Annotated in this window: 10 protein-coding genes and 1 pseudogene; 5 read left to right on the top strand and 6 right to left on the bottom strand. The window is 54.1% G+C overall.

Going from position 1 to position 13,221, the window contains the following annotated elements; all coding sequences use genetic code 11:
- Positions 1-2,307, bottom strand: a 2,307-nt coding sequence (locus E3E23_RS06970; protein ID WP_167907404.1) for an ABC transporter substrate-binding protein, incomplete at its 3' end; no start/stop codon positions are given.
- A gap of 358 nt (positions 2,308-2,665) precedes the next feature.
- Between E3E23_RS06970 and E3E23_RS06965 the strand changes: the two genes are divergently transcribed.
- The 3 genes and pseudogenes from E3E23_RS06965 to E3E23_RS06955 all read left to right on the top strand — a co-directional run.
- Complete coding sequence (locus tag E3E23_RS06965) at positions 2,666-3,892, top strand: dihydroorotase (RefSeq protein ID WP_167907402.1); 1,227 nt, start codon at positions 2,666-2,668, stop codon at positions 3,890-3,892.
- Positions 3,876-4,577, top strand: coding sequence for a dihydroorotate dehydrogenase electron transfer subunit (locus E3E23_RS06960; RefSeq protein WP_167907400.1), 702 nt, complete (start codon positions 3,876-3,878; stop codon positions 4,575-4,577). The genes E3E23_RS06965 and E3E23_RS06960 overlap by 17 nt, the downstream gene beginning before the upstream one ends.
- 81 nt (positions 4,578-4,658) lie before the next feature.
- Positions 4,659-5,519 (top strand): annotated as a pseudogene (locus E3E23_RS06955) (radical SAM protein); the annotation flags it as partial.
- A 346-nt stretch (positions 5,520-5,865) separates the two neighbouring features.
- On the opposite strand, the gene E3E23_RS06950 reads toward E3E23_RS06955, so the two are convergent.
- Entirely contained in the window at positions 5,866-6,030 is a 165-nt protein-coding gene (locus E3E23_RS06950) for a hypothetical protein (protein ID WP_167907399.1), read from the bottom strand.
- Between the two features lie 402 nt (positions 6,031-6,432).
- Between E3E23_RS06950 and E3E23_RS06945 the strand changes: the two genes are divergently transcribed.
- Together E3E23_RS06945 and E3E23_RS06940 are read left to right on the top strand one after the other, a co-directional pair.
- Complete coding sequence (locus E3E23_RS06945; RefSeq protein WP_240920755.1) at positions 6,433-7,089, top strand: hypothetical protein; 657 nt, start codon at positions 6,433-6,435, stop codon at positions 7,087-7,089.
- A 30-nt stretch (positions 7,090-7,119) separates the two neighbouring features.
- Positions 7,120-7,941, top strand: a complete 822-nt coding sequence (locus tag E3E23_RS06940; RefSeq protein ID WP_167907397.1) for a 7-cyano-7-deazaguanine synthase — start codon at positions 7,120-7,122, stop codon at positions 7,939-7,941.
- Between the two features lie 144 nt (positions 7,942-8,085).
- Here E3E23_RS06940 and E3E23_RS06935 read toward each other — a convergent pair whose 3' ends face one another.
- From E3E23_RS06935 to E3E23_RS06920, 4 genes are read right to left on the bottom strand one after another with little or no spacing between them, the layout of a single operon-like run.
- Positions 8,086-9,309, bottom strand: coding sequence for a DHHA1 domain-containing protein (locus tag E3E23_RS06935; protein ID WP_167907396.1), 1,224 nt, complete (start codon positions 9,307-9,309; stop codon positions 8,086-8,088).
- 60 nt (positions 9,310-9,369) lie between these two features.
- Positions 9,370-10,032, bottom strand: coding sequence for a V-type ATP synthase subunit D (locus tag E3E23_RS06930; RefSeq protein ID WP_167907395.1), 663 nt, complete (start codon positions 10,030-10,032; stop codon positions 9,370-9,372).
- A gap of 30 nt (positions 10,033-10,062) precedes the next feature.
- Complete coding sequence (locus E3E23_RS06925; protein WP_167907394.1) at positions 10,063-11,454, bottom strand: ATP synthase subunit B; 1,392 nt, start codon at positions 11,452-11,454, stop codon at positions 10,063-10,065.
- A 5-nt stretch (positions 11,455-11,459) separates the two neighbouring features.
- Complete coding sequence (locus E3E23_RS06920; RefSeq protein WP_167907393.1) at positions 11,460-13,217, bottom strand: ATP synthase subunit A; 1,758 nt, start codon at positions 13,215-13,217, stop codon at positions 11,460-11,462.
- Positions 13,218-13,221: the final 4 nt, after the last annotated feature.

The raw sequence follows: 13,221 nt of genomic DNA, 5'->3' as shown, positions 1-13,221 counted from the left end.
GGTGGTCGTGGTCTTGGTGATGTCCTCGAGGCTTATACCTGACATCTTCTGGATGACGATGGCGAGGTCATCGACGTGGTCCTTGGTGAGGAGGTCGAGCCAGAGGACACCCTCAGCACCGCTGCTGAAGGAGTAGGTCTTGTCGATGCCGTACTCCTTGCTCTTGGCGACGAGCTCACCCATGGCCCAGTAGAGCTCCCACGGCATCTGCGGGTAGAAGACGTAGAATCCTGCAGTCATGTCGTCGGCGAGCGGGTGCTCGTAGGTACCGTAGACGACGTAGCCATCGTCAGTCCACTGCCAGCCGAGGATGTTGCCGAGAGCACCGGCAGTTCCACCAAGGCCCTCGTCGTAGTACGGGTCGTCGGCACCGTCTTTGTAAGCCCAGGTGTAGAGGAAGGCCACATAGTACTTGATGTCGTCAACACTGCCCTTCACGCCGTTGTGCCAGGTGCCGATGTCACACTTGACGGTAACCTTAACGTGGGCGTCCTCGCCGGCGTGAGCGGCAATCCATCCCTGGGTCTGGTTGTAAATGACTGCATCGTCTGGAACCTTGAAGTCTCCCCTCTCAAGGGTCCAGGTACACCTGTACGGAGTGAAGATACCGTCGAAGTTGTTGGCTCCACCGTAGTCCCTGATGAGGTTCCAGACCCTGGTGGAGTAAACGTCATTGAGACCTCCAATCGGGTTGAAGGCGCTCATGAACATGGCACCGGTTGAAGCGAACTGGGCAATCTTGAGGTGCTTGTCTGGGGTCTCGGCACTCATAACGCTCCAGCGGCTGCTTATACCAGTGCTGGCCTCGGCGTTGATCTTGGTGACCCTCTGCTTGTTGGCCGGGTAGAACTCCCAGGCCTCAATGAGGAAGACCCTCTCGCTCTCCATGACACCTATGAGCATGCTTATCTTCTGGAGGTCCCAGTACTGGCCAGCAGTGGTTATCTTAATCGGCTCCTCGGGGATGAGGTCAGCGTTGATGTGCGGAGTGCCTTCAGCACCTGCAGTGGTGAAGTAGGTCAGCAGGTAGGTGAGCTCCTCCTCAGTCCACTGGAGCATTGGACCAAGGCTGTCAGCGGTCTTGTAGTACTCGGTACCAAGCTTCTGGAGGCCAGCGTTGGCGTCACCGTTGCCGATGTACTTGAGGGCCTCTTCAACGGTCACAGTGTTCTCGTGCTTCGGCTCAACTGCACCTGGGACGTATCCGTACCAGGCAGCGTAGAACCAAGCAGTGTAGTCATCAATCCAGACGCTCGGAAGTCCACCGGCACCCCAACCGCCAGTGTAGATGTTCCACTCGTAGTTGCTCGGCGGCTTGGCGAAGACGACCTGACCGGCCTTCTGCCTGTCCCAGAGGAGCCTGTCAACGGTAAATCCGACCTTCTTCTCGAGGAGGTCGGCAACGTAGAGACCAATCTCCTTCCTCTCGTCCTCGATACGGATGATGAACTTGATGGTAACCGGCTGACCGTCGAAGTACCACTTACCGTCGCCACCCTTCTCAAGGGTGTGGCCGTACTGGGCAACCTGCTGGGCGGCCTCGTTCAGAGCGTCGTTTATTATCTTGAGGGCAAAGTCCTCGTTGCCGCTGGTGCTCATTCCAAGGGCCTCGTAAACGGGCACGAAGTACTTGTTGGCCGGGTGGCTCGGCCTGATACAGCCAAGCATTGCGGCTCCACTACCCTGGTAGATGTTCTGGACGATGTAGTCCCTGTTGATGAGCCAGTTCATGGCGAACCTAACTTCCCTGATGGCGAACGGGTTGAAGTAAACCTGGTCACCAACGGTGACGATCGGAGCATCCTTGTCCGGGTCGTGGTAGGTGTTGAAGGTCAGCTCGTTGTAGGAGCTGGCACTCTTGTAGAGGTTGAGGTTGGTCAGAACGTCAGCACCAAGACCCTGGTACCTACCAGCCGGGAAGGCGAACAGACCGATGTCGTACTCACCCTTGGCAATCTGGAGGATAACGTTCTCAGGGTTCTGGACACCCTGGTACTCAATAACATCAGCGTAACCGTCCTTCAGGAGGTTCGGGTCGTTGGTGAATATATTCCTGTCCCCAGTGTACTTCTCCAGCTTGAGGTAGAGGTTCTCCGGGGAGTACATGGCGAGAATGTACGGACCGTTGCTGATAACGAAGTGGCCGTACTGGAGGTACCACTGAAGGTCAGCAGTGAACCTAGCCTTGGCCTCGTCACTGTTAAGTGGTATGTCCTTTGGGGTGTAGTCCACTGCACTCACTGGGTTCACAAAAAACAAACTAAACAACATCAAACCCATAACAAACAATCCCAAAGCTTTTTTCATATTCCACTGCCTCCTTCACTTTTTGGCAATGTCGCCATATGTGGTGTATAATGGCATGATAGTATACATTGAAAGCCTATTTAAGGGTTACGTTCTTGTAAAAGTATCTTCGATGAAAAAATGCAGACATGACAGCGATCACCAATAGTAACTCCCACATTTCCCCATTCAAGATTTGCGTTCCTTATAAGTCCTTTTGTACTGTTTCAATCGTTAGGAGAAGTTTAAATCAATTAAAAAGGCACTACAGTTATGGGGAAACCCGAAAAAATCGTTAGCCGTCTTTTAGATATTTAAGCGACCGTCAAAAGAAGCAAAAAACTTAAAATCCGAAAGATGCCACCATCGTGCGGGCACTATGTACGACCTCGTTCTAAAAGGGAAGTTTCTGAAGGATGGGAAACTAATAGAAGGAAGCATAGGGATTCTCAATGGCAAAATTTCCCGAATTTCTCTCGGCGAGTTGAAAGGAGAAGAAACCCTGAAGATTGGTCGCGGAAAGGTTATCCTTCCGGGAATGATAGACACCCACGTCCACCTTAGAGACTTCAGACAGAAACCAAAAGAGACAATAAAAACTGGAACGATGGCGGCCCTCCACGGAGGGATAACAACTGTTTTTGACATGCCCAACACAGACCCGCCCATAACGAGCGCAGAAACGTTCAGGCTCAGGGAGGAGGCCTTCGAAAGAAAAGCCTACTCCGACTACGCGCTGAGTTTTCTCATCGCCGGAAACTGCGACGAGGCAAAAAAAGTCCAGGCTGAGTTCTACAAAATATTCATGGGCGCCTCGACAGGTGGGATATACTCGAAGGACTTTGAGGAAGACTTTGAGTGCGCACCGGGTATAGTCAGCGTCCACGCTGAAGACGCGGGTACAATAATGAAAAGTCCCGAAAGGCCGCCGGAGGCGGAGATACTGGCAATAAGCCAAGCTTTGGACGTCTCCGAAAGATTAAAAAAGCCCCTAAACATCTGCCACGTCTCAACAGCCGGGGGTATGAAGCTAATCATGAAGAAAAACCTTCCGTGGGTGAGTTTTGAAGTGACACCGCATCACCTCTTCCTGACAAGGAAAGACTACGAAGGGAACACCTTCCTCAAGGTTTACCCTCCCCTGAGGGATGCGGGCGATAGGGCTTTCCTCTGGAGGAACTTCGATAAAATCCCAATCATAGCGAGCGACCACGCCCCACACACACTCGAGGACAAGGAAAATGGGGCCGCAGGGATTCCAGGACTTGAAACTGAAGTTGCCTTGCTTCTCGATGCTGCGAACAGAGGGATGATAAGTCTTAAGGACATCGTCGAGAAGATGCACACGAATCCTATTAGAATATTTGGAATAAGAAACAAAGGTCTGGATGTCGGGAAGGACGCGGATTTCACTATCATTGATATGAAACAGGAGTGGGTCGTAAAGCCAGAGGAGTTCTACACCAAGTCCAAATGGAGCCCTTGGGAAGGCAGAAAGCTTAGGGGTAAGGTGGTAATGACCCTGCTTCGTGGACAGGTCGTTATGGAGGATGATGAGATCATCGGAAAGCCACAGGGGGTTAGGATTGATGCTGGAAAGGGTTGAGCTGAGAGAGGTTTGGGACGTCGCCAGGGACGTTAAGGCCTTCAGGTTCGAGAAAAAATTTGACTTCAAAGCTGGCCAGTTCGTGATGGCCTGGCTTCCGGGAGTCGGTGAGAAGCCCTTCAGCCTGGCCGATGAAGACCTCATAGTAGTCAAGCGCGTTGGACCGTTCACGGACAGGCTCTTTGAACTCCAACCCGGGGACTATCTCTGGCTCCGCGGACCCTACGGGAATGGGTTCGAGCCGAAGGGGAGAAAGATAGCCCTTATTGGAGGTGGAATAGGGATTCCACCGCTCTATGCCTTCGCCAAGCAGAACGCCGGAAGGTTCGAGAAGGTCACCCTTATCTACGGAGCCAGAACAAAGGAAGAGCTCGCACTTATGGATATCGAGAACTACGTGGACGAGCTGATAATAACCACCGACAATGGCTCGGCCGGTAGGAGAGGCTTTCCCACCGATGTTCTGGCCGAAAGGAAGGAGGAGTTTGACCAGGTCTATACCTGCGGCCCAGAACCCATGCTAAAAGCAGTGTTGCGTGTCATGGACTACAGAAACGTCCAGGTTTCCGCGGAGAGATACATGAAGTGCGGCATCGGGGTGTGCGGCAGTTGCAACCTTGGCCCATATCTAGTGTGCAGGGACGGTCCGGTCTTTGATGGTTCCAAGCTCATGGGACTTCTTTGACCAATCATATTTTTAAACTCCTTTTCTCCTCCGCCCTCGGTGAGAACCGTGAAGTATTCGTGGGAAGAATTCGCGAGAAAAATGGGCGTTGAGCCTCAGATTCTGGAGAACGAAGAGGCTAGGCTTTTAAAGAAGTTTGTGGACGATTTGGCTTATCCCTCTCACTGTCGGTTCTGTCAGGGGCTAGATTTGAGCAATCCAAACCCTGTCCACCACCCAAGTTACGAATTAACTCCAGCGTGCAACCACGACTGCATCTTCTGTTATTCAAATGTAGCCGTAAAACTCGGAAAAGCTCCTAAACCAGGCTATTACGGCTGGGATAACCCCAAGGCAATAACGGTTTCGCAGTACGGTGAGCCGCTGATATCACCAAGGATCGTAGAAGTCAACAGAATGCTCCGCGAGAGGTTTCCAGAGGCAAGGCTTGACCTGCAGACCAACGGTTCCCTCTTAACGGAAGAGCTCTGGCAGAAACTGGACTTCGACCTCGTTATGATAAGCCTCGATGCGGCCACCAGAGAGAAGCACCTGGCCATAACCAACGCCGACACCTTCGACAACGTCGTCAACGCGCTCAGAATAGTTGGGAGAGATAAATCCGTCCGCTCCATCGTTAGGACGATATTCATGCCGGGAATAAACGACGAGGACATACCAAAGATAGCCGAATTAGCCGCTTCACTTGGCGTGGACGAGATGATGCTCCAGCCGCTGACGGTGCACGAGCTGAACGTTGAGCGGCTGAGGAAAGCGGGCCTCGACTTTGAGAGAGCTGAAAGTATCCGGGAGTACCTCAAGGCCGCAATGGAGGCGAAGGAATACATAGACGTCCGCATAAGCGGCTGTCAGCTGGCGATATACCGGACAATGGATCCACTGACGCTCTTCAGCGCGAGGAGGATTGCAAGGGACGTTGTCCCCCTTGTGAAGAGGAAGAGGGCAAAGATTGAAGAGACCTGCGATGGTGCTTTTAGGGCCAACATGGGGCAGAAAGCAGATTTGGACAGGATAGCCGCGATGCTGAGGGCGAGGGGGATAAACTACGAACGAGGTGTCAGCCACATCAGATTCTGGGACGGCAGTGCAGAAGTCGTCGTTTTCCAGAGCGGAAAGGTGCTGATAAATGGGGTCGGCGAGGATAGGGCGAGGGAGCTTTACTCCAAGTATTTTGAAATCTGAAGGTTTTGCATTAGCCTGCTGGGTTTGACGGCGGGTAGGGGTAATTGGCCTAAGACCGGTCCGGAGGGGTTCTTTGAACCCGTTTTAGGTAGGTTGTGGGAACCCCTCAAACCTCTCCGCCTGTTGGGTAGGGTTCTTCAGCGGAACCCTCGCCCTTCAGGGCGGGGAGGAGATCAGCCGTCGGGATCTCCCTTGGGCTGCTGGCCCCGTCCTTCGTCTCAATAGCGAAGGAAATCGAGAGGCAGTTTCTGAAGAGGTGATAGGGAACCAAAACACGAAAGGATTAAAACGCCCGAATAAACTAACTTCAGGGAGTAACATGGAAGGTGGGTAGAGGAGAAGCTTGAAGATTTTATCAAAGCGTACGAGAGTACCAAAAAGACTGAAGGAGATACCGCAGAAGGCATTGCGAGGGCAATATTCACAATTATGGCCGTTGTGCCGGGCACGCTGGTCGTTCTGGGCGTTCTGTCTGTCTTCATTATAGACAGGTCTGTCGGGGTCGTGGAAACGCTGCTCGTAATTACAATGCTCGCCCTAAGCGCGTTCATCGGAAGAAAAGGAGAAGCAGGAACTAAACCGCAGACCTCAAAAGCCCAGGTTAAAAACAGTCAACAGAACATGCAGAAGGGAATAAACAATGCTGCGCGAGTTTTTATCCCTTCTATTTCTCATGACGTTCCTTTTCATCAACGCGGCCATAGTCCTCATTAGGACCTTTGAAAGCCTCGCCGGATTGACCTGGAGAAAGGTCCTGAGACTTGACATCCCCGAAAACGAAAAGAAGAGCCTAGAGAGATTGTATACCATTGTCTGGATAGCGGTTGGGGCTTGGGCCTTCTGGCAGCTGAAGAACGCCAGCTGGATTGCGGCGATATTCGGCTTCCTTGCCTTCAGGAGCGGGGCAAACATAACAAGAACCCTCGTTTATGGCCTCCACGATACCCGGCTCATAGAGCAGTACACCGAGGATAGTAGAGTTCTGGCCCTCGTTGGAAAGGCTGCCCAGCTGTCCATTCTCACCGAAACTATTTTTGTGGTAGCTTTCGCTTTGGTGTACAAGACCCTCTCCGTGACGCTCAACCCCAACGGTGTGAGTGCCAGCAGCTTCATCATACTCCTCTGGCTGGGCGGCTTGGTCTTCGGGGTGCTCTTCTGGTGGCTCATCACTAGAAACAACCAGGGAATACTCCTAAGGAACGCTATGATAACTGTGGGCTTCTTCACGGGCAGAACAGGGAGACAAAAAGTCAAAAAGGTTGGGGAAAAGGCACGGTCAAATCTTCCAAGCAAGAAACTCCTCAAAGAGGGAAAATTCTCCAGAAGGTAGCTTTTTAAACTGCCCTTCTTTCTTCCCATTATGCTCAAGTGCTCACTCTGCATCCACGACGAGAGAACAGCGAAGATAGATATCCTCGACGGAAAGCCGATATGCAGGGAGTGTCAGGTCTACCTGAGGCACCCCTTCAACAGGGAGGCCATAAGGCAAGAGCTCGAGGATCTAATGAAAAAGGTCGATAAAGCTATTCTCGCCTTTTCCGGCGGTAAAGACAGCACAGTGGCTCTTTATCTTGCTAAAGAAGTCTACAAAGTTCCAGAACTTGAGGCTGTCATGATAGACCACGGCCTTATGGCGGAGGAGGCAATAGAGAACGCTAAAAGGATAGCCGAGCACCTCAACGTCCCCCTCAGAATTCTGCGCTACGACTATTCCGACATCTTCAGGGAGGCTCTGTTAAAGGCGGAGTCACCGTGCAGGCGCTGCTCCAAGAGAACTATGGAGAAGCTCAGAAAATACGCCCTCAAAAAGGGCTACCGCTACATAATCACCGGGCATGAGCTTCCCTTTGGACATCATCCCTACAGGCTCATGAGCGGAGGAATTGTCCAGATAAGGCTTTTAAGCCTGATGCCAGAGAGCGAGAGGCTTGAGATACTCAAAAAGCTCCCATTCAAGCTCCCCGAGCTTGCAGGCTATACCACCAACTGCCTCGTCTTAGGGCCAGCGCTGGAGCGCTACTGGGAGAAGCACGGCCACAGCTTTGAGCACAGGAGGATAGCCGCGCTGGTACGCTACGGTCTTATGGACAGGAAAAAGGCGGAGAGGGAGACATCAAAGCCAGAAGTTCCAGGAGAAATCAAAAGGATAGTTTACTCACGCTTAGGGCTGGATCTCGAGTGATGCCGTCTTCACGAATTTTCCCGCCCTTTCCCAGGCTTCGACATCAGAGTTATCCCAATGCTCAACGGGACAATGGCTATAATGTTTACATAAACGTCATGCAGTTTGAGCTATGATATAGAGGAAAGGAAAAAGGTTCAACGGCTAAGACAGATGACGACGAATCTTTTCCCTGGCGAGCTCCAGAACCTTCTCTGGGGAGGCCTTGAAACCCCCACCCCTTGCCAGCACCTCGCTTCCACCGCCGCCACCACCGACTTCTCTGAGAACATCCTTCAGGAGTTCGTTCATCGAAATTCCTTCGACGTCCCTGTTCTTGGCGAAGATGACGTAGTTCTTTCCGGCCACAAGGGCAACCATCTCGGGGTTCTTATCGACGAGGTAAACTACAAAGGCTTGGGCATCTTTCATGTCAGCGCTCTCAACGTGCGAGACTACCTTTACATTCCCGACCTCCTCGGCTCTACTGAGCAGAGTTTTGGCCTTCCACTCCCAGAGTTCCCTGCGGAGGGCGTCCTTTGACTCATCCATGCTCTTGAGTTCCTCTTTGAGCTCCCTCACCCTCTCCGAGAGTGGACGGTTCTTGTTGGGCATCTCATCCAGGCTTTCCCAGTAATCCGCGAGGAGTTCGTTCAGATAGCTAAGAGCCCTATTGCCGCAGGCAAACTCAATGCGCCAGAGCTTTTTGCTCTTCCTGTAGAAGTTCACCACCTTGATTATCCCTACCTCCCGGGTGCTTTTGACGTGCGTGCCGCCGCAGGGAATCACGTCAACACCGGGGATTTTAACTATCCTTATCGGCGGTTTGACCTTCTCGGAGAGCTCCTTTCTGAGCTGAGCCTTGAGCTCCTCGGGCAGTTCGTCGTAAATCTCAACCTCAATGGGAAGATCAGCCTGCACAACCGCGTTGGCCCTCTTCTCGACCTCGAGGATTATATCCCACGTCAGTTCTCCCGGATAGTCTATCTCTATCTTGTTGTACCCCTCAAATATCTGGAAGCCCGTCGTATTAGCGTCGTAGAGATCTTTAAAGACCGCCGAGAGTATGTGCTGTCCCGTGTGCTGGCGCATGTTCTCGTATCTCCAATCCGCATCGAGGAGAAGCCTGACGGGTTCCCCAACTTCCGGGAGTCTGCCCTTGAGCTTGCCCTCGTGCCATATCTCGTCCTTGCCGGAAACGTGGGTCACCTCTATCTCAAAGCCCTCGCCGAATATCCAGCCCCTATCGGACGGCTGGCCGCCGCCCTCTGGATAGAAAATCGTCCTATCAAGGAGGATTCTAATTTTATCCTCCTTCGTCTCGACCTTCTGAACGGTAGCTCCAGCCTCCCAGAGATAGGGGTTTTCGTAGAACAGCTTTACCGTCATGTCACCACCGCTAAAAGAAGGGAGGCAGGAAATAAAAGGGTTGTCATGAAACCAGGGGCTCTACGAGCCCTCGGCACCCTCGGCCTGCGCCCTCGCCTCAATGAGGGCCTTAACGCGCTTGAGCCTGAAGAAGTTCTCACGCTCCATCTCGTCGAGGCGCTGCTTGATGAACTTCACCGTTGCCTCCATTCTCGGGATGATGATGTATTCCAACGCGTTGACGCGCCTCTTGGTGACCTCTATCTCCCTGGCGAGCCTCTTAAGGGTCTCCTCCACCTCGGCAAGCCTCACCGCTAAGTCTAGAACCTCCTCGAACTTCTCCGCGGCCAAGTCGACCCTCGGCGAGCTGGAAACGAAGGCGTAGCCCCTATCTTTGGCGCTCCTCCTAAAGCCCTCGGCCTCTATGAGCGGAACCGGAACGCCCATGACGTTCCTCTTCCTTATCTCCACCTCTTTGTTGGGCTCGACGCTGAGGCTTATCTCCTTGAGGCGGAGCATTCCGACGTCAATCTCTGCCATCTGAAGGGCCTTAAATGCCTCCTCCATCTTCTGGCTAAGCTCCTGCCTTAAGCTTAGGGCCTCGTCGTAGATAGTGAAGAACTCCATGATTAGTGCATCCTGCTTGTCCTTGAGGAGCTTGTGGCCCTTCTTGGCTAACTTAATGCGCCTCTTGAGGTTGAGGAGCTCCATACGGGTGGGCTTGACGTTGAGCAGCTCTGCCATCTCGACCACCTAAGGGATAAAATGAGGGAGTCAAGCCTCCCTCTTCCTGTACTTGGGGTGGTACTTGAGGATGTACTCCTTCCTGACACGCTTGAGCTCGCTCTCCGGAAGCTCAGCGAGGAGCTCCCAGCCGAGGTCAAGGGTCTCCTCGATGCTCCTGTCCTCATCGTAGCGCTGGGCGACGAACTCCCTCTCGAACCTGTCCGCGAACTTGAGGTACTTCCTGTCGGTCTCGCTGAGTGCCTCCTCACCGACGACTGCGACGAGGTCCCTAAGGGACCTACCCTCAGCGTAGGCGGCGTAGAGCTGCTGGCTGAGCTGCGGGTGGTCCTCTCTGGTTCTTCCCTTACCGATACCGTCCTTCATCAGACGGCTAAGGCTCGGGAGAACGTCGATGGGCGGGTAGATACCCTTCCTGTGCAGCTCCCTGCTGAGGACTATCTGGCCCTCGGTGATGTATCCAGTGAGGTCTGGAATCGGGTGGGTGATGTCGTCGTCGGGCATGGTGAGGATGGGCATCTGGGTTATGCTTCCCTTCCTGCCCCTGACCCTTCCAGCACGCTCGTAGATGGTAGCAAGGTCGGTGTACATGTAACCTGGGTAGCCACGCCTTCCTGGGACCTCCTCACGGGCGGCGCTGATCTCACGCAGGGCCTCGGCGTAGTTGGTCATGTCCGTGAGGATGACGAGGACCTGCATGTCGTACTCGAAGGCGAGATATTCAGCTACTGTCAGAGCCATACGCGGGGTGATGATTCTCTCGATTGCCGGGTCGTCGGCAAGGTTGAGGAAGAGGACGGCCCTCTCAATGGCTCCAGTCTCTTCAAAGCTCTTCTTGAAGAAGTTGGCTTCTTCGTAGGTGATACCCATGGCGGCAAAGACGACGGCGAACTGCTCCTCCTCACCGAGGACCTTCGCCTGCCTGGCTATCTGCGCAGCCAGCATGTTGTGGGGCAGACCGCTACCGCTGAAGATTGGGAGCTTCTGACCCCTAACGAGGGTGTTCATTCCATCAATGGCCGAAACACCGGTCTGGATGAAGTCCCTCGGGTAAGCTCTAGCGACCGGGTTAAGGGGAGCGCCGTGGACGTCGCGCCTGTCCTCGGGGATGATTTCTGGGCCTCCATCTATGGGCTTACCGATACCGTTGAATATCCTGCCGAGCATGTCCATGGAAACGGGAACCTTGAGCGTTTCGCCAGTGAAGCGGACGCGGGTGGTTTTAATGTCCAAGTCACGGGTTCCCTCGAAGACCTGGACGATGGCCATGTCCTGCCTTGCCTCAAGGACCTGACCCTTCCTCTTCTCGCCGCTTTCCGTCTCTATCTCAACGACCTCACCGTAGGCGACTCCCTTGATGCCCTGGACTATCATCAGCGGGCCGTAAATCTTGCTAACGGTGGAGTACTCCATTCCAGGCATCAGCATCACGCTCCGTACTTCTTAAAGAGCTCCTCAAACTGCTGGTTGGTTTCATCTATGAGCGCAGCGACCTTCTCTATCTCGGGCTCGAACTTCATACGGCCGATCTTCTCCCTGACGGGGAGCTTGGCTATCTCGTCAACTGGAACGCCCCTGTCAACGGCCTCCATGGTCTTCTCGTAGAAGTTGAGGATAACCCTCATCATGGTGACCTGCTTCTTGGGCGGACAGTAGGTGTCGACCTCGTCGAAGGCATCCTGCTGGAGGTAGTCCTCACGGAGCATTCTGGTGACTATGAGGACGGCCTTCTCCCTGTCGGGCAAAGCGTCTGGACCGACGATTCTGACTATCTCCTGGAGCTCGGCCTCCTTCTGGAGGAGCTCCATGGCCTTATCGCGCATCTTCCTCCACTCTGGGTCAACGTTCTCGTGCCACCATCCCTGGATGGAGTCTATGTAAAGGGAGTAGCTCCTGAGCCAGTTTATAGCCGGGAAGTGCCTCCTCCTAGCCAGGTCAGCATCGAGGGCCCAGAAGACCTTGACGACACGGAGGGTGTTCTGAACGACGGGCTCGCTGAAGTCTCCACCCGGCGGTGAGACTGCACCGATGACGGAAACGCTTCCAATCCTCTCGTCGCTTCCGAGGGTAATCACACGACCGGCACGCTCGTAGAATTCAGCTATCCTGCTCGCGAGGTAGGCCGGGTAGCCTTCCTCACCGGGCATCTCCTCAAGCCTTCCGGAAATCTCACGGAGCGCCTCAGCCCACCTGCTCGTCGAGTCGGCCATCAGAGCGACGTCGTAGCCCATGTCTCTGAAGTACTCGGCTATGGTGATTCCGGTGTAGATGGAGGCCTCACGCGCAGCGACGGGCATGTTCGAGGTGTTGGCTATGAGGACGGTTCTCTCCATGAGCGGCTTTCCGGTCTTCGGGTCCTTGAGCTTGGGGAACTCCTCGAGAACATCGGTCATCTCGTTTCCGCGCTCACCGCAACCTATGTAAACGACGACCTGGGCGTCACTCCACTTGGCGAGCTGGTGCTGGGTAACGGTCTTTCCTGAACCGAACGGTCCAGGAATGGCTGCGGTTCCACCCTTGGCCTGGGAGAAGAAGGTATCTATCGTCCTCTGTCCAGTGATGAGCGGAACCTCGGGCGGGAGCTTCCTCTTGTAGGGCCTCTTGACACGAACCGGCCAGCGGTGGTACATCTTGAGCTCCTCTATCTCGCCGTTTGGCTTCTTGACCTTGGCTATGACCTCTTCAACCGTGTAGTCGCCCTCCTCTGCAATCTCCACTATCTCGCCCTCGACCCACGGAGGAACGAGAATCCTGTGCTCGATGATGCTGGTCTCTGGAACAACACCGAGGATATCGCCACCGACGACCTTGTCGCCGACCTTGACCCTTGGAGTGAAGTGCCACTTCTTGTCCCTCGGCAGGGCAGGAGCGGTGAGACCTCTCGCTATGAAGTCGCCGCTGAGCTCCCTGAGAACCTCAAGCGGCCTCTGAATACCGTCGTACATCGCGGTGAGCAGACCCGGACCGAGCTCGACGCTGAGCGATGCACCGGTTCCCGTGACCGGCTCGCCCGGCCTTACACCGGCCGTTTCCTCGTAGACCTGTATGACGGCCTTGTCGCCCTCGAGGCGGATGATTTCTCCGATGAGTCCCATTTCGCCTACCCTGACGACCTCGTACATCTTTGAGCCCTTCATTCCGTCGGCGACGACAAGTGGACCGGTAACCCTAACTATCCTTCCCATTTTC

This window comes from Thermococcus sp. CX2 (assembly GCF_012027555.1).
Lineage (GTDB): Archaea > Methanobacteriota_B > Thermococci > Thermococcales > Thermococcaceae > Thermococcus.
Note: the sequence above shows the minus strand (reverse complement) of the source record. Positions and strands in the feature narration are given on the sequence as shown.